This is a genomic window from Thalassospira sp. ER-Se-21-Dark, from assembly GCF_017922435.1.
Taxonomy (GTDB): domain Bacteria; phylum Pseudomonadota; class Alphaproteobacteria; order Rhodospirillales; family Thalassospiraceae; genus Thalassospira.
The window spans coordinates 967,999-983,714 of the sequence record NZ_VDEZ01000001.1 but is presented as its reverse complement, the minus strand read 5'-3'; the positions used below and the strand labels follow the sequence as shown (position 1 = coordinate 983,714).

Sequence of the window (15,716 nt, the reverse complement as noted above, 5' to 3'; positions counted from 1 at the left end):
TGTGCTGTTCATGGCTCTGTGCTTTGCTGTATTTTCAATGGCGATCCCTTCGGCCCGTGCCAGCACGGCGTCCGCGGACAAAGCCAACACCGAAGAACCCAAAGAACCAGCCGTTCCTGAAATACCCGATACGGTTGTTGTGCCTGATCCGGTGTCGCTGACGGTGGTCTTGCGCAACAGCGGCACCATTCGTCAGATCGTTTTCAACATCTGGCTGGAAGCCACCAACAGGCAGGCAGTGGACGTTATCGAACAACGTCTGCCCAAGGTCATCAATGCCTTTCTGATCGATCTGCAACGCCTGATGTATCGCGATACCGAGCAACGCTTTGAAAACCGCGAACCGGGCAAGCGCGGCTTTAAATACACAGCCCCCGGCCTTCTGCCGCCACCCCCCCCAAAGACCGAGGAAGAACTCGCCGCCGAGGCCGAAGCCGCCAAACTGGCCGAAGAAAATGGCGAGGAAATTGCCAAGGAACCACCTTTCAGCCCGTTCCAGCCGGTTTCAAACCGCTATTTCGCCGCCCTGCAAAACAAGCTTCTGCGTACCGGTCAGGGCGTCCTGCCCCCCGATACCCTGCGCTCGGTTCAGATCCGCATGTTCTATGACTTCTGGCCGGGTGACGCCAAGCCGCGCAAATAACCAAAATCCCCACCGTGATGTGCGTATCGATGCCCATGCGGCGCAGCCTGCGCATGGGCCATTGTCAAACGGGCACTTGTCGATCCTTGCTGCTGTGATATCCGGGGGCAACGTCACCAGACTTGTCATCAGAGTTGCCACTAAAGTTGCCCCGCCATGTCGTTTGAAATCTGGCTCAGTTTCACCCTTCTTGTCTTCCTCGTCGTGATGTCGCCCGGCCCCAGCATCCTGATCGGCATGTCACATGCGCTACGTTATGGTGCACGCCCGACCTTGATGACGGCCTTGGGGGATGTCACCGCCAACATGATCCAGATGCTGATTGCGGCCCTTGGTTTGGGCGCTGTACTGGCGACATCGGCAACTGCCTTTGCCATTGTCAAATGGTGTGGTGTTGGTTTTCTGCTCGTCATCGGGTTGATGTCATTCCTTCGCAAGCCCAGGGAAATCAGTATCAAGACCGGTATCGAAACGAATAATCAGGTGGGGTTTGAGCCAGCAAACGGGCTGCACCTGTTCCGTGAAGGCTTTCTGGTCGCAGCTGGAAATCCCAAGGCGATTGCGTTTTTCGGGGCGCTGTTTCCGCAATTCATTGATCCTGGTCAGCCCCTCGCACCACAACTTCTTATCCTTGGCGCAACCTTCGTGACACTTGATTACAGTTTCGTAATGATTTACGCGATGGGGGCTGCAAAACTGATGCCGTGGCTGGTGCGTCGCGGCGGCAATAACGTCATTGCACGGCTGTCAGGTGGCGTTTTGATCGTTGCTGCGGGGCTTTTGGCGTTGATTGAGGTGCCCGAAACCATGGCAGACACCCACCCGGTCCCGGCACAGGCGATAAACCACCAACTGGCGCCATAACGTCGTTTTGCCCGGTCTTTTGCATTAGAATTTCCGATAAATCGTTGATATCAGACGGGAAAACAGAGTGCGCATAACATGTCAATTGGCGCAGATACAAACCAACCGGTCTGTATATGGCGATTTTTTGCCATATCAGATTTGCTGCATTTAAAATGGGGAAGTTTTGCTGCCCTAACTGGCCGATTTTGCGAAACGTGGCCTTGGAAACGGGCTTTGAGCGTCAATTTCGGACTGGCGTCAGGCGCTTGTCGATTTGTTCTTGGTTGTTTCTGGGGCCGGATTATTCGCTCTCGAGACCGGCACCGACGATGATATCGCCAAATTCACGCAGGAAGACCGATCCCTTGACCGTCCGCTGAACCAGAACCGAACGGCGATCTTCTTCATCGACCTTGCGTTTGACCATGCCAAGCGAGCTCAGACGATCAAGTGCACGGGTAATGGCCGGCTTGGAGATATTAAGTGCCTCGGAAAGGCCGCGCACCGTATGCGGGGCCGGGGTCAGGTAGACGCTGAGCAACAAGGCCATCTGTCGGGCCGACAGGTCGGGGGAGTCCCGACGCACACTCTCAACAATCGCGATACGCCAAAGGTCAAGCGCCTGAGACGGTTTGATCTCGATCGACATGTTCGTGCCCAACAATTTATTTGTTACGAATACGTAATCTCTACCTGACCCCTGCCATGATGTCAAAGGCCTAATTACCAAAAAATTGAATTTGTGGTTAGTTTACTTACCGTAACGATCCTTGATCAGCTTGAAGGCGGCCCGGATGCCCTGTGCTTCGCCACCGGTCGGGCGACCGGGACGGTCAGCCGGGTTCCAGGCCATCAGATCGATATGCGCCCAGCTTTTGGCTCCCTCGGCAAAGCGATCGAGGAACAGGGCGGCAATGATCGCGCCGCCAAACGGGCTGCCGGAAATGTTGTTCATGTCGGCTGCCTTGCTATCAAGCTGGCTGCGATAATCATCCCAAAGCGGCAAACGCCACAGCGGATCATTTTCGGCCATCCCGGTTTCCATCAACCCGTTGGCCAGATCATCATCATTGGAAAACAAGGCAGGCAACCCAAGGCCAAGGGCAACACGTGCCGCCCCCGTCAGGGTCGCGAAATCAAGCAGCATGTCCGGGTCTTCCGATGCCGCCTCGGTCAGGGCATCGGAAAGAACGATGCGTCCTTCGGCGTCGGTATTGCCGACCTCGACCGTGATGCCCTTGCGGGTTTGCAAAATATCACTCGGGCGATAGGCACGACCCGACACCATGTTTTCAACCGCCGGGATCAGAACGCGCAACCTTACCGGAAGGTCGGCCGCCATGATCATGCGTGCCAGGCCAAGAACCTGCGCCGAACCGCCCATGTCTTTTTTCATCAAAAGCATGTTGCTCGATGGTTTCAGATCATAGCCGCCGGTGTCAAAACACACACCCTTACCGACCAGCGTGATTTTCGGCGCACTTTCATCGCCCCATGTAAGGTCGATCAGGCGCGGGTCGCGGTCGCTGCCATGGCCGACCGTATAAATCGCCGGGAAGTTTTGCTTCAGCAGCTCTTCACCGACAATTGCGCTGACCTTGGCACCAAATTCCGCACCAAGGCCTCTGGCGGCTTCTTCAAGTTCGGCCGGGCCCATGTCATTGGCCGGCACATTGATCAGATCGCGCGCAAGGCCGATGCCGCGTGCAATATTCTCTGCCCGCTTGGCGGCCTCAATGTCATGCAGGGCGATTTTGGCGCGCTTGTCCTTTTTGCCGTCATCCTTGCGATAGCGATCAAACCGGTACCCGCCCAGATAAAGTCCAAGGGCGGCCTTTTCATAAAGATCATCCTTATCCGTCAGATCATCAGAAAGTGCATAGGTCCCGGCCGGAAGGGCATTTGGCAAACCGGCAAAATCCCAGATCGCCTTGGCATCATCAACATAGCCAACCAGAACAGTGCCAACGGCGCCATCTTTACCGGGAAGCAAAAGCTGCGAGCCACGCTTGCCCTCAAAGCTGTTGGCGGCAATCCATGACTTGGTCGCGTCCGGCTGCTGGGCAAGCCAGCTTTCAAAACCGCTTTCGGCAATCGGGGTGATCGGGGTCGGGTTGGCAGAAGGATCGTTGGCGATGATGTGGTCGTACAATTTAAGGCATCCCTGCTGGTGACGGGTGACGAGTGATTGGTGATACGTGACGGTCGACTGAAAGGGCAGCGGCCAAAGACCAACTGCCCAACCAAGATGCACCGGCAATATGTGTTCACAAGATATGTGACCCGATCTTACGGCTGCCATCCCCCGCGGTCAAAACGCATTCACATCATCGGGTGTGATTGTTTGCAATGGCCTGCGCAATGTCGCGCTTGAACACAGCACCCAAAGGCCAGATAGTATTTACCGCTGTCATCAAACGCACCAACCGCGCCAACCGCCAAAGGTCCCAGCATGCAAAACCTTCCTGTGCTTTATATCGGCAATAAAAACTATTCCTCCTGGTCGCTGCGCGCCTGGCTTGGCCTGCGCGTCGCCGGTGTGGCGTTCGAGGAAAAGCTCGTTCCGCTCCGCTCCGAAGAATGGCATGCCAAGGCGCCGGTCTTTTCGCCCACGGCCAAGGTCCCGGCCTACTTTGATGGCACCAAAACCATATGGGAGGCGCTTGGCATTCTCGAATACATCGCCGACAGCCAGCCAGACACCATGCTCTGGCCGCTTGATATCGATGTGCGGGCAATCGCGCGTGCCGTCTCGCTTGAAATGCATGGCGGGTTTGGGCCTTTGCGAAGCTCCATGCCGATGAATTGCCGCAAAAGCCTGCCCGGTCTGGGGCGCAATGAAGGCGTGGACAAGGACATCAACCGCATCACTGAAATCTTCAAGATGTGCCGCACCCAATTCGGGCAGGGCGGTGATTTCCTGTTTGGCCATTTCTCGATTGCGGACGCCATGTTTGCCCCGGTGGTAACAAGGTTCAAAACCTATGGCGTAAGCCTTGATCCGATCGGCAATGCCTATATGGAAACCATCCTTGCCCTGCCGGAAATGAAGGAATGGTACGCCGATGCCGCAGCCGAGGAATGGGTGATTGACGATGCCGAGGTGAAATAGCCCATGCCGGGGCTAACCGGAAAACTGCCTGAAATTGATCCGATGGGCGGCGATGCCGCCCTTGATCGGTTGCTGTCTGAGGTCCGGGCCTGCCGGATTTGTGCCGAACACTTGCCACTTGGGCCGCGCCCGGTGGTGCGCATGGCAAAATCGGCGCGTATCCTTGTGATCGGGCAGGCCCCCGGCACACGCGTGCATGAAACCGGTCTGCCGTGGAACGATGCGTCCGGGGATCGCTTGCGCGATTGGTTGGGACTTTCGGTCGATGATTTTTATGATCCGGCCAAACTCGCCATCATGCCGATGGGGTTTTGTTATCCCGGACGCTTTGATCGTGGTGGTGATCTGCCGCCCCGTCCGGAATGCGCGCCGACATGGCATGATGCCCTTATGCGCCATTTACCCAATATCGGCCTGACGCTTCTGATCGGGAAATATGCGCAGGAACGCTATCTTGGTTCGCGCCGGGCCAAAACCATGACCGAAACCGTGCATCGGTTTGCCGATTTCCTGCCCGACGACATCCTGCCCATGCCCCATCCAAGCTGGCGCAACACCGCCTGGATGAAAAAGAACCCGTGGTTTGAGGCCGACCTTTTGCCGGTGCTGCAATCACGCGTGCAAGGCTTGCTGACATAGACAGATTTGGGTTGCGCTGGTTTTTATGTTCCAATGCGCCCAGAAGACAAGTGGCCAACATTAAGGAGGCACAAGATATGAGCAAACTTGAAAAATCCACCATCGAAAAGGCGCTGACCGATCTTCCGGGCTGGACGCTTGCCGATGACGGGCTTTCGATCAAGCGCGTCTACAAGTTTGGCGATTTCAATGCCGCGTTTGGCTTCATGACGCGGGTGGCACTGATGGCCGACAAAATGGATCACCATCCCGAATGGTTCAATGTCTATAACAAGGTCGAAATGACGCTGACCACCCATGATGCCGGGGGTGTCACGCAAAAGGACATTGATCTGGCGACCTTCTGCCAAACGGCTTCTGGTCAATAAGCCCTGCCAAATGGATTGCGCCCTGCCGCTGGGGGACGGCAGGGCGCATTGGCTGCGGAATAAAGAAACGAAATCGTGTGGGACTATTTCGGTTCCAGCCGGACCGCGCCATCAATGCGAATGGTCTCGCCATTGATCATTTCATTTTCACAGATATGCATCGCCAGACGGCCATATTCATACGGGTCGCCCAACCGTTTCGGGAACGGCGTATTGGCAGCCAGGCTTTCCTGAACCTCGTCAGGCAGGCCCTTTAACATCGGCGTGCCAAACAGACCCGGTGCGATGGATACCACCCGGATACCGTGGCGCGCCAATTCACGTGCGGCGGGCAGAGTAAGGGATGCCACCCCACCCTTGGACGCGGCGTAGGCCGCCTGTCCAATCTGCCCTTCGAAGGCCGCGATCGATGCGGTGTTGATAATCACCCCGCGTTCACCAGCATCATTCGGGTCATTCTGGCTCATCGCATTGGCGGCAACCCGCATCATGTTAAATGTGCCGATCAGATTGACGGTAATCACCTTGGAAAACGCGGCCAGATCGGCCGGGCCTTCGCGCCCGACAATCCGTTCGCCGTGCACGATCCCGGCACAATTCACAAGGATCGATGGCGTGCCGAGATCCGCCTGCACCTTTGCAACCGCCTGCTCGACACTTTCGGCATTGGAAACATCAACGCCATAGCCAACACCACCCAATTTCTCGGCTGTGGCCTTGGCACCCTCTTCATTCAGATCAAATGCCGCAATCCGTGCCCCGGCACTCGCCAGTGTCTCGGCGGTTGCCGCGCCAAGACCGGATGCAGCCCCGGTAACAATGGCAATCGAACCCTTGATTTGCATGACGTGAAGCCTCCCGACGCGCGCTCTTCTGATTAATTTGGTATTTGTATACCAAATTATATCTTTAACGGGCAAGCGCCGATTTAACCTTGTCGGCTGTGCGAAATTGACACCTCAGATCAGGGTTAACGGCGCTGGGCGATCTCGCGATAAAGCGCTTCGGGACTGACACCGATTTCAAGGGCAATCACCCGCCAATTACCCTTTTCGGGCAGCACCCCGTCATGCCAGGCGATCCAGGCATCAAGCCGCTCAGTCACTGTTCGAAGCCGCAAAATCTCTGCTCGCTGGCGGGTTGCCTGCACCTCACGCGCCAGATGCGCGGCAAGCGAAAGTGCCATCTGATTGTTATCAGCAAGATGGGCTTCAACATCATGTTTGCGGATCATCTTGACCTGCGCATCCTGATGGCAGACAGCATCGCAATGGTAGTAATGCGAAAACAGTGATGCCTCTGCCAAAACGCTGTTTGGCCCCGCACGTTGCAAAACAATCTCGTCGCCGTTTTCCAAAAACCGCGCCAGTCGCACTTCCCCGCTGAGAACAAGAAAAAGATGCTCGACCGGGTCGCCCTTGCGAAACAGGACCTTGGGCGGGCTGTAATCATACAGCCTGCCATGAAAACGGTTGAGAAGATCAAAGATTGATACCGACATGATATCTATCATGTGGCAATTGGCTGACCTGTTTCAAGCTTGGCGTTCATTCAAACCAAAAGGTGTTGCCATGCTTGTTCTCCCCCGCCTGTCGCAAACAGCATTCCGGGTCGCATTTGCCGCGTTGATCCTGCTTGGATTGACCATCCCGTTATCGGCCCATGCACAGGGAAATGCTCACATGCATGGCACCGATAATGGTGAGCACGGCAGTAACATGGCCAGCGACGCAAGCACGCCATCCCCCTATGTCGGCCAACAACATCGGCCGGTCAAAAGCCTGTCGGCCAAGGATATGGCTGAATTGCAAAAGGGCGGCGGCTGGGGATTGGCCAAGGCCGCCGAACTGAATGGTGTGCCGGGACCGGCCCATTTACTCGAACTCTCTGATCAAATCCCGCTATCCTCAGATCAGCATGCCGCCATCACCGCCCTTTATGCCGACATGAAAGAAAACGCGATCATTGCCGGTAACAGATTGATCGAGGCTGAAATTGCCTTGGACGCGGCATTCAGGGCCGGCGGCCTGACCGCAGAAGAACTGGAAGGGCTGATAAACACCATCACCCAAAGTCTCGGCCGGTTGCGCTATGTTCATCTGTCGACCCACCTCAAGACCCCGGAAATCCTGAGCCCCGATCAAATCGCACGCTATAACAGTTTGCGGGGATATGACGGGTGATGGGTGACGCGTCGCCAAACCCTATCTGGCCTTGGCAAGCTTGCGTTCCCGCAGTGCGACATAGATCGCAGCCCCGATAATCATCGCCCCGCCGGGCAATATCCAGATATCGGGCACTTCGCCAAACAGAATCAGCGCCAGCACCGCAATGATCGGCAAACGCAAATAGGAAAACCCGACAAAGAAACTGTAATCGGCCAGTTGCAGGGCTTTGACATTACAAACCTGCATCACATTCATCATCAGGGCTGCAACCGCCATCAGGCCAAGTGCAGACCAGCTTGGCGTCTGCCAGACGAATAAAGCCGGGATCAGGGAAACCGGTGTGGTGATGATCATCAGATAAAACAAAAGCGATGTCGTGGACTCAGTTGCCACCAACCGCTTTGTGATCAACCCGGCACTGGCCATGCAGATTGCGGCTGCAATCGGCAAAATGCTGGCCGCTTGCATGGTTTCCGAACCGGGCTGAATGATCAGGGCCACACCGACAAACCCGATAAAAATCGCAAGCCAGCGGTGAATGCGCACCTGTTCGCGCAAGATCACTGCGGCCAGGATGGTGCCAAACAACGGCACGGTGAAGTTAAGTGTGGTTGCCTCTGCAAGGGGCAAATACAAAACCGCCATGAACCACAAACACATTTCAGCGGCCGACAAAACCCCGCGCAAGCCAAACAAAGGCAGGCGCTTGGTGGCAAGGCTGTCAATCCCGCGCTTCATCACCATCGGCAAAATCAGGATCAGGCCAAAGGCAAAGCGTAAAAACACCGCCTGATAGGGATGCAGTTCCTCGGTGGCATAGCGGATGGTGAGCGTAAAACACGCCGCCAGAATGGCCGCAAACAGCGCGAAAAAGCTTGCTCGCATCACATCGGACTGGGTGTTGAACCATGTCCGCATGCCCTCACGACTTCCTGTTGGAAGGCGGCGGGTCAAGGTCGCTTGCGGTGGCCGAAAGCCCGCGCTTGATCCGGTTTGCTTCGCGGTTAAGCTTCGCCTCTCGCCGCGCGATATAAAGTGCGGACCCGATAATCAGGGCCGCACCCGGCACCAGCCAGATTTCCGGAACCTCGCCAAACATCACCAGGGCGATACCAACGACAAAGGGCAGGCGCAGGTAATTAAACCCGATCACAAAGCTGTACTCATAAACCCGAAAGGCGTTGGTATTACAAAGCTGGGTGATGTTGGCCATGAACGCGCCCGCCACCATCAGGCCAAGCACCTCAAGGCTCGGTGTCTCCCAGACAAACAATGCCGGGATCAGGGTCAGGGGCGTTGTCAGCATCATCATGTAAAGGATGATGGCGGTCGGGTTTTCGGTCCGCGACAGTGACTTGATCGTCAATCCTGCACTGGCCATGCAAATTGCGGCGGCAATCGGAAACAGGCTTGCCAGTTGCACGGTCTCACTGCCCGGCCGGATGATCACCAGCACCCCGCCAAAACCAACCAGCAAGGCCGCAATCCGGTATTTGCGAACTTTCTCACCCAAAAAGATCGCGGCAAGGATGGTGCCAAACAGCGGCACGGTGAAGTTAAGCGCGGTTGCCTCGGCCAGCGGCATATAGGCAATCGCCGAAAACCAGAAACTCATCGCCCCCATCGACAGAACCGCACGCAGGCAGAACATCGGGAAACGCTTGGTCTTAAGCGGCGTTAATCCGGCCCGCAACGCAATCGGTGCGATGAACAAAAGCCCAAAGAAATTGCGCAAAAATACTGCCTGCAACGGATCGATATGCTCGGTCGCAAGGCGGACAAACACCGAAAAGATCGCCGCACTGATCGATGCCATCAGGCCAAAGGCAGTTGCCTGTAAATAGGACGGAAGTCCGTTAAACCATTCACGCATCGGGCTTGTCCTTTGCGCTGGCATCCCGGTCAACGCCGGTCACCGGGATGGCTTGCGGATCGGCGGGTGCTGTGGTCGGCATGCTTGCTTCCCGCTTGGCCCTTTTGGCCAGAACCGCCTCGCGCCGCGCGATATAAAGTGCTGATCCAATGATCAAGGCCGCCCCGGCCCAGGTCCAGAAATCAACCACCTCGCCAAACATCACATAGGCCAGGGCCGCAACAAATGGCAGGCGCAGGAAGTCAAAAATCATGACATAGGACTGATCGGCCGTGCGATAGGCACGCACCAGCAATTGCTGTCCCGCCGTTCCGGTCACGGCAATGATCAACAGGATGAACAATTGCCAGGTGGTCGGCCCCTGCCAGTATATCAGCGCCGGGATCAGCGACAGCGGCGTCATGATCAGGCCCATCCAGGTTACGATGGCATTGGCACTTTCGGTCCGTGACAGCATTTTGACCGTGGTCATCGCACACGCCATGAAAACCGTCGCGCCAAGTGCTAGGATCGCACCGGTCTCAAAACTTTGCCCAAACGGACGGATCACAATCATCGCCCCGACAAAGCCAATCGCAATTGCGCTCCAGCGGCGTGCCCGCACGGTTTCGCGCACCACTACGGCGGCCAGAACCGTGGTCAGGATCGGCAGGGTAAAGTTGATCGCAATGACCTGTGCGGCGGGCGACAGCGAAAGGGCGGTAAAAATGCACGACATCGCCCCGAAACCAAGCACCCCGCGCAGAAAATGCAGCTTGAACCGCTCGGTCTTTAATCCGCTCGCGCCATGGCGCACCATCCACGGCACCATTGGCAGCAATCCGAACAGGTTACGGAAAAACGATGCCTCGAACGGATGCAGGTCGGCGGTGACATAACGGATAAAAACCGCCATTACCGCAAAACACATTGCAGCACTGATCATAAGAAGGGCGCCCATCAGGGCTGCATTGTCAGAAGCGGGGCGATGTAAAATCATTACAAGTAAAGGTTTACGCAGCTATCCGGAAAAAATCCAGTCTCGCGAACGGGGTATCGCATGGCAGCGGCGCATGGCAGACCCGGCAAATTTGGCGAACAGTTCGCGCACACCCGTTTTTCGTGTAAGATCACGGCAATCAGCAAAATCCATTCAGGGGGAAGATAAATGGATGCAATTGATCGCAAACTGATCGACATCCTGCAGGAAGACGCATCACTGTCCTATTCGGTTCTGGGAACAAAGGTCGGGCTGTCTGTTTCTGCGGTGAATGATCGTGTGCGCAAGCTGCGCGAACAGGGGATTATTCAGGCCTATCGCATTTCGGTCGATCCAAACGCCATTGGCCGTGCCTTGACCGCGATGGTCTGGCTGCGCACCGACCCGGCCAAGGGCAACAAGAAGCTGGTCAAATCCCTGATCAAGGCCGACGAAGTGCTGGAATGCCATCACATGACCGGCCGCTTTGATTTTCTGGTCAAACTGCGCCTGCGCGATACCGGCCATCTGGAATCGTTTATTTCCGACACGATCAAGGAAATGCCCGGCGTGGTCGAAGTTCTGCCGGAAATTGCCTTGTCGACGGCCAAGGAAACCCTATTTGTTCCGGCGCAGGCCGACCACGAATAGGCTGCCGTGCCTGACTTTACATTTTCAGGATAATTTTGATCAATCATCGGGGGGTGATGGCATTGCCAGTCATCATTTCCTAAGTATCACTATGTGATAGTACTGCGCGCGTAACCCGCCAAACCCATTTTGATGTGCCGACATAGGAGCCCCCGAAATGATTGAATCGATGAATCTGGTGATCCTGATTGCATCGATTCTGGTGGTGGTGGCTGTTTTCACCAGTCTGGTCAGTTTCCGGGTCGGCGCCCCGTTGCTTCTGGTGTTTCTGTTTGTCGGTTTGGCGGCGGGTGAGGACGGCATTGGCGGCATCATGTTCGACAATGCGCCGCTTGCCTATTTCATCGGCTCCATCGCGCTCGCCCTGATCCTGTTTGACAGTGGCTTTGAAACCCAGCTCCGAACGTTAAAAATCGCGGCCGGTCCATCGCTTGTGCTTGCCACATTCGGGGTGTTGATCACCACCGGGGTGATTGGCGGGGTAACCTGGCTGGTGCTCGATGTGCCGTGGCTGGTCGCGCTTTTGTTCGGGGCGATTGTCAGTTCAACCGATGCGGCGGCGGTGTTCTTCCTTTTGCGCGTTGGCGGGATCAATCTGCGTGATCGTACGCGCAGCACGCTTGAAGTTGAATCGGGTTCGAACGATCCGATGGCGGTGTTTCTGACCATCTCGCTTGTCGAGTTGATCATTCTCGGCGGTGGCGAAAGCATCGCGCTTGAACTCCTGCAACGCTTCATCCTTCAGATCGGCCTTGGCGCGATCTTCGGCCTTGCGGGCGGTTATGCGCTGGTCTGGATGATCAACCGGGTCAAACTTGAACCGGGACTGGTGCCGATCATTACCATGGCGTTGGCACTCAGCCTGTTTGGCGCGACCAGTATTCTCGGTGGCAGTGGCTTTTTGGCGGTGTATGTCGCGGGTCTTTACGCCGGGAACAGCAACATGAAAATGAGCGTCGGCGTCCGGCGTTTTCAGCATGTCACCACCTGGCTTGCCCAGATCGCGATGTTTGTCACCTTGGGTCTGCTGGCCACACCGTCCGAATTTGGCACGGTTGTCCTTCCGGGTGTGATTCTGGCGCTGGTTCTGGTGTTTGTCGCCCGTCCGGTGGCGGTTTGGCTGTGCCTGATGTTCTTTAACTTCTCGCGCAATGACACTGCCTTTATTTCATGGGTCGGTCTGCGCGGCGCGGTCTCCATCCTTCTTGCGATTGTGCCGATGGTCGAAGGCGTCCCCGAAGGGCAACTGTTATTTAACACCGCCTTTATTGTCGTGATTACATCGCTTCTGTTGCAGGGCTGGACGATCCGGCGGATGGCGCATTGGTTGGGCATCATTATCCCGGCCAAGCATGGCCCGGTGGATCGTATTGATCTTGAACTGCCCGGCAATGCCAATCAGGAAATCGTTGTCTATCGCGTTCACGAAGCCAGTGCGGTTGCCACCGGTCATCGTATTCCGCGCTGGGCACGGCCAAGCCTGATCCTGCGCGATGGCGCGTCATTGCGCCCGCATTCCGCCGGGCCCATTCAGGGCGGCGATCAGGTCTATATCATCACCCCGCCCAAGCATGTCGAACTGCTCGACCAACTGTTTGCTGGTCCCGCCGAGGGGGCCAATGACGTCGAACTGTTTGGCGATTTCAGCTTCCCTGCCGATACCCGAATTGCCGATATTGGCCGTCTGTATGGCTTTGCCGTCGAGGCTGATGACACCGAACGCACCGTGGCAGAAATCCTCGAACGTGATCTGCCCGGCGATCTCGAACTCGGTGATCGCATGCCCTATGGCACGGTGGAACTGATCGTGCGCCGCACCGATGACGAACATGGCGTGCTTGAGGTCGGCCTGGCGGTTGAACAACAAAAAGCCAAACCCAAACGCCGCATTCCGATCTTCCAGTCGCGCAGCGAATTGCTGGCAATCTGGAAAGACTGGCAGAAACGCAAACGCGCCGAAAAGAACGCGGCGCTCAGCGATCAGACATCATCAACGGCCAAGCAGATTGATGATGGCACAGACGAGGCCGATGTGACTGAGGCACCCGACGTGCCGGGCGCATCCGATGACAATATCGACGATGTGGCTGACGACACGGCTGACGACACGTCCGGTGATACCCCCGAAGACGGCGATGAAGCCCCCGAACCAGAAGACAGCGGCAAAAAGCCCGGCAAAGCAGGTCGGTCGAAGAAATCCTGATCGGCGATGCATTAGATTTCCGGTCTTTGGATTAGTTTGGCTAATGACTGGATCAAAAAAGCTGGTTTGGCGCCGGTTCCGAACTGCCCTAAATTGTGGCTTCAATTCTTTTGGAGTCCTAGGACCATGTTCGGTCTTTACGCAGCAGTTGTCTTGATCTGGGGATCGACCTGGATCGCCATTCAGTATCAGCTTTCGGTCGCCCCCGAAGTGGCCGTGGCCTATCGCTTTGCCTTGGCAACGCTGATTTTGATGGCCTGGTGTGGCTTGCGCCGCTTGCCGATGCGCTTTGGTGTGCGCGATCATTTCTTCATGGCGGTTCTGGGCGTCTGTCTGTTTTCGCTGAACTATGTCCTGATCTATGTCGCCAGTATCCATCTGACGTCCGGGCTTCTGGCGGTGGTGTTTTCGACCATCGTCATCATGAATATGATTAATGGCGTGATCTTTTTCCGCCGCCGTCCCGAAACCCGCACCCTGATCGGGGCCGGGATCGGCCTTACCGGGATCGCCATGGTATTTGCCAATGATCTGGCCGCCTTCGATCTGACCACGGGCGGCAGCATCGGGCTTCTGGTCTCCCTTGCGGGGGCTTACATCGCATCGCTTGGCAATATGGCATCCGCACGCAACCATGCGCGCGGGGTTCCGGTCATGCAGGCCAATGCTTATGGCATGCTCTATGGCACGCTGTTGCTGTTTGGCTATATCGCGCTTGCCGGAATCCCGGTGTCGTTTGATACCAGTGCCAGCTTCTTGGCCGCTTTGGTTTATCTCGCCCTGTTCGGATCGGTTCTGGGCTTTGGCTTCTATCTGACACTTTTGGGCAAGATCGGCCCGGATCGTGCGGCCTATAGCTCGGTGATGTTCCCGATTGTCGCCTTGTTGCTGTCGACCTGGTTTGAGGATTTCCACTGGACGGGCAATATAATCTGGGGTGTGGCGCTGACATTGGTCGGCAACGTGGTTATTCTGACCAAACGGGTTCCCAAACCGGCGACCAAGGTGCTTGAACAGGTTGCACCGGTACCGCCAACTTGCGCAACAAACCCGACAGCGAAGCCCTGATCGCAGACCTGAAGACGGAGTAACAAGATGAACGGTGCGGCCTATTTCGAACGCATGGCGCAATATAATCTCTGGGCCAATTCGCGTGCCTACGGGCTTTGCGCGAAATTGCCTGCCGCCGAACTCGATGCACCGCGTACGGCCTTCTTCCCGTCGATCCTGCGCACGCTCAATCATATCCTGGTGGCTGATCGCATCTGGATGAGCCGCCTGCTTGGCAGTCCCGTGGCCATGCCGCTCAACACGGTGCTTTATGAAAACTTCGATGAACTCCGCCGCGCCCGCGTGGCCGAAGATCAGGCGATCATAGAGTTCACCAACGGCCTGACCGATGCCGAGGTAACCGCCGATCTGACCTATAACACAGTCGCGGGTGATGCCTATACCATGCCGCGCGATCTGGTTTTGGCGCATATGTTCAACCATCAGACCCATCATCGCGGGCAGCTGTCCAACATGCTGATCGAGGCCGGATTGGGCCCGCTTGAGATTGATCTGGTCTTTTTCGCCCGGGATCAGTTGGGATGATCGAACTTCTCGTTGCCTATACGCCGTTTCTGATTGCCGCCCTGTTGCTCAATATCTCTCCGGGGCCGGATATGGCCTATATTGTCGGGCAAACCGCGGTGCATGGCCGCAAGATCGGCCTGTTTTCATCGCTTGGCGTGATTTCCGGTGCCTTTGTCCATGTTTTGGCGGCAACTTTTGGCCTGTCGGCCATCCTTGCCACCTCGGCGCTGGCCTTTGCCATCGTCAAATGGATCGGAGTGGCCTATCTGGTGTGGCTGGGGATCGGCGCGCTGCGCAGCAGCTTTGCCAAATCAGAAAGTGATGCGCATTCCGATGAACCGGCTGCCCCGATTTCGACCAAACCGATGACCGCCTTTGCCGCCTGGCGTCAGGGGGTGATGATTGATGTGCTCAATCCCAAGGTGGCGATTTTCTTTATGGCCTTCCTGCCGCAATTCATTGATCCAACCCGTGGCAATGGCGCGGTGCAGTTTCTCGTACTCGGCCTGATGGTGCTTCTGATTGCCTTTGTGGTTGAGGGCATGCTGGTTTTGGCCGTGGCCTCGACTGCTAGCCGGATCAAGGGCAGTCGCAAGCTCGGCGCCTGGTTGAACCGCGCCCTTGGCGGCATGTTCATCGCTCTTGGCATCCGTCTTGCCATTTCCCAGCAATAGCCT

General features: G+C 56.4%; 18 protein-coding genes. 11 read left to right on the top strand and 7 right to left on the bottom strand.

Annotated features, from left to right (window positions below):
* The first annotated feature begins 37 nt into the window (after positions 1-37).
* Positions 38-643, top strand: a complete 606-nt coding sequence (locus tag FHI25_RS04495) for a hypothetical protein (RefSeq protein WP_246878896.1) — start codon at positions 38-40, stop codon at positions 641-643.
* 156 nt (positions 644-799) lie between these two features.
* The gene (locus FHI25_RS04490) at positions 800-1,507 is read left to right on the top strand and encodes a LysE family translocator (RefSeq protein ID WP_210515463.1); all 708 of its coding nucleotides are present in this window, start codon (positions 800-802) and stop codon (positions 1,505-1,507) included.
* 283 nt (positions 1,508-1,790) lie between these two features.
* Here the strand turns inward: FHI25_RS04490 and FHI25_RS04485 are convergent, their stop codons facing one another.
* Complete coding sequence (locus FHI25_RS04485) at positions 1,791-2,138, bottom strand: MarR family transcriptional regulator (protein ID WP_064787729.1); 348 nt, start codon at positions 2,136-2,138, stop codon at positions 1,791-1,793.
* A 102-nt stretch (positions 2,139-2,240) separates the two neighbouring features.
* Complete coding sequence (locus tag FHI25_RS04480) at positions 2,241-3,641, bottom strand: leucyl aminopeptidase family protein (protein ID WP_210515461.1); 1,401 nt, start codon at positions 3,639-3,641, stop codon at positions 2,241-2,243.
* Between the two features lie 300 nt (positions 3,642-3,941).
* Here FHI25_RS04480 and FHI25_RS04475 point away from each other — a divergent pair, with 300 nt between their 5' ends.
* The 3 genes from FHI25_RS04475 (at position 3,942) to FHI25_RS04465 (ending at position 5,608) form a co-directional block, all read left to right on the top strand.
* A complete protein-coding gene (locus tag FHI25_RS04475) occupies positions 3,942-4,601 on the top strand; it encodes a glutathione S-transferase family protein (RefSeq protein ID WP_210515459.1) in 660 nt (219 codons plus the stop codon).
* Between the two features lie 3 nt (positions 4,602-4,604).
* Entirely contained in the window at positions 4,605-5,240 is a 636-nt protein-coding gene (locus FHI25_RS04470; protein ID WP_210515457.1) for a uracil-DNA glycosylase family protein, read from the top strand.
* 77 nt (positions 5,241-5,317) lie between these two features.
* Positions 5,318-5,608: a 4a-hydroxytetrahydrobiopterin dehydratase gene (locus FHI25_RS04465; RefSeq protein WP_210515455.1), complete on the top strand. Its 291-nt coding sequence runs from the start codon at positions 5,318-5,320 to the stop codon at positions 5,606-5,608.
* Between the two features lie 83 nt (positions 5,609-5,691).
* Here the strand turns inward: FHI25_RS04465 and FHI25_RS04460 are convergent, their stop codons facing one another.
* Positions 5,692-6,453, bottom strand: a complete 762-nt coding sequence (locus tag FHI25_RS04460) for an SDR family NAD(P)-dependent oxidoreductase (protein ID WP_210515453.1) — start codon at positions 6,451-6,453, stop codon at positions 5,692-5,694.
* Positions 6,454-6,578: 125 nt separating this feature from the next.
* Positions 6,579-7,109 carry a Crp/Fnr family transcriptional regulator gene (locus FHI25_RS04455; RefSeq protein ID WP_210515451.1) on the bottom strand — a complete coding sequence of 177 codons (531 nt, stop codon included), beginning with the start codon at positions 7,107-7,109 and terminating at the stop codon, positions 6,579-6,581.
* A 70-nt stretch (positions 7,110-7,179) separates the two neighbouring features.
* On the opposite strand from FHI25_RS04455, the gene FHI25_RS04450 reads away from it, so the two are divergent.
* On the top strand, positions 7,180-7,791 hold the full coding sequence (locus tag FHI25_RS04450) for a hypothetical protein (protein ID WP_246878895.1): 612 nt from the start codon (positions 7,180-7,182) through the stop codon (positions 7,789-7,791).
* A gap of 21 nt (positions 7,792-7,812) precedes the next feature.
* Here FHI25_RS04450 and FHI25_RS04445 read toward each other — a convergent pair whose 3' ends face one another.
* The 3 genes from FHI25_RS04445 to FHI25_RS04435 are packed head-to-tail and all read right to left on the bottom strand — an operon-like array spanning position 7,813 to position 10,589.
* Complete coding sequence (locus FHI25_RS04445) at positions 7,813-8,694, bottom strand: EamA family transporter (protein ID WP_210515449.1); 882 nt, start codon at positions 8,692-8,694, stop codon at positions 7,813-7,815.
* Between the two features lie 4 nt (positions 8,695-8,698).
* Positions 8,699-9,649, bottom strand: coding sequence for a DMT family transporter (locus FHI25_RS04440; protein ID WP_210515447.1), 951 nt, complete (start codon positions 9,647-9,649; stop codon positions 8,699-8,701).
* Positions 9,642-10,589: a DMT family transporter gene (locus FHI25_RS04435; RefSeq protein WP_246878894.1), complete on the bottom strand. Its 948-nt coding sequence runs from the start codon at positions 10,587-10,589 to the stop codon at positions 9,642-9,644. Before FHI25_RS04435 ends, FHI25_RS04440 begins: the two co-directional genes overlap by 8 nt.
* Before the next feature lie 207 nt (positions 10,590-10,796).
* Between FHI25_RS04435 and FHI25_RS04430 the strand changes: the two genes are divergently transcribed.
* The 5 genes from FHI25_RS04430 to FHI25_RS04410 all read left to right on the top strand — a co-directional run bounded on the left by FHI25_RS04430 (position 10,797) and on the right by FHI25_RS04410 (position 15,713).
* A complete protein-coding gene (locus tag FHI25_RS04430) occupies positions 10,797-11,258 on the top strand; it encodes an Lrp/AsnC family transcriptional regulator (protein WP_063086688.1) in 462 nt (153 codons plus the stop codon).
* A 157-nt stretch (positions 11,259-11,415) separates the two neighbouring features.
* Positions 11,416-13,461: a potassium/proton antiporter gene (locus FHI25_RS04425; RefSeq protein ID WP_210515442.1), complete on the top strand. Its 2,046-nt coding sequence runs from the start codon at positions 11,416-11,418 to the stop codon at positions 13,459-13,461.
* A gap of 126 nt (positions 13,462-13,587) precedes the next feature.
* A complete protein-coding gene (locus FHI25_RS04420; protein ID WP_210515440.1) occupies positions 13,588-14,529 on the top strand; it encodes an EamA family transporter in 942 nt (313 codons plus the stop codon).
* 27 nt (positions 14,530-14,556) lie between these two features.
* Positions 14,557-15,057 carry a DinB family protein gene (locus tag FHI25_RS04415; RefSeq protein ID WP_210515437.1) on the top strand — a complete coding sequence of 167 codons (501 nt, stop codon included), beginning with the start codon at positions 14,557-14,559 and terminating at the stop codon, positions 15,055-15,057.
* A complete protein-coding gene (locus FHI25_RS04410; protein WP_210515434.1) occupies positions 15,054-15,713 on the top strand; it encodes a LysE family translocator in 660 nt (219 codons plus the stop codon). Before FHI25_RS04415 ends, FHI25_RS04410 begins: the two co-directional genes overlap by 4 nt.
* The last annotated feature ends 3 nt before the right edge of the window (positions 15,714-15,716 follow it).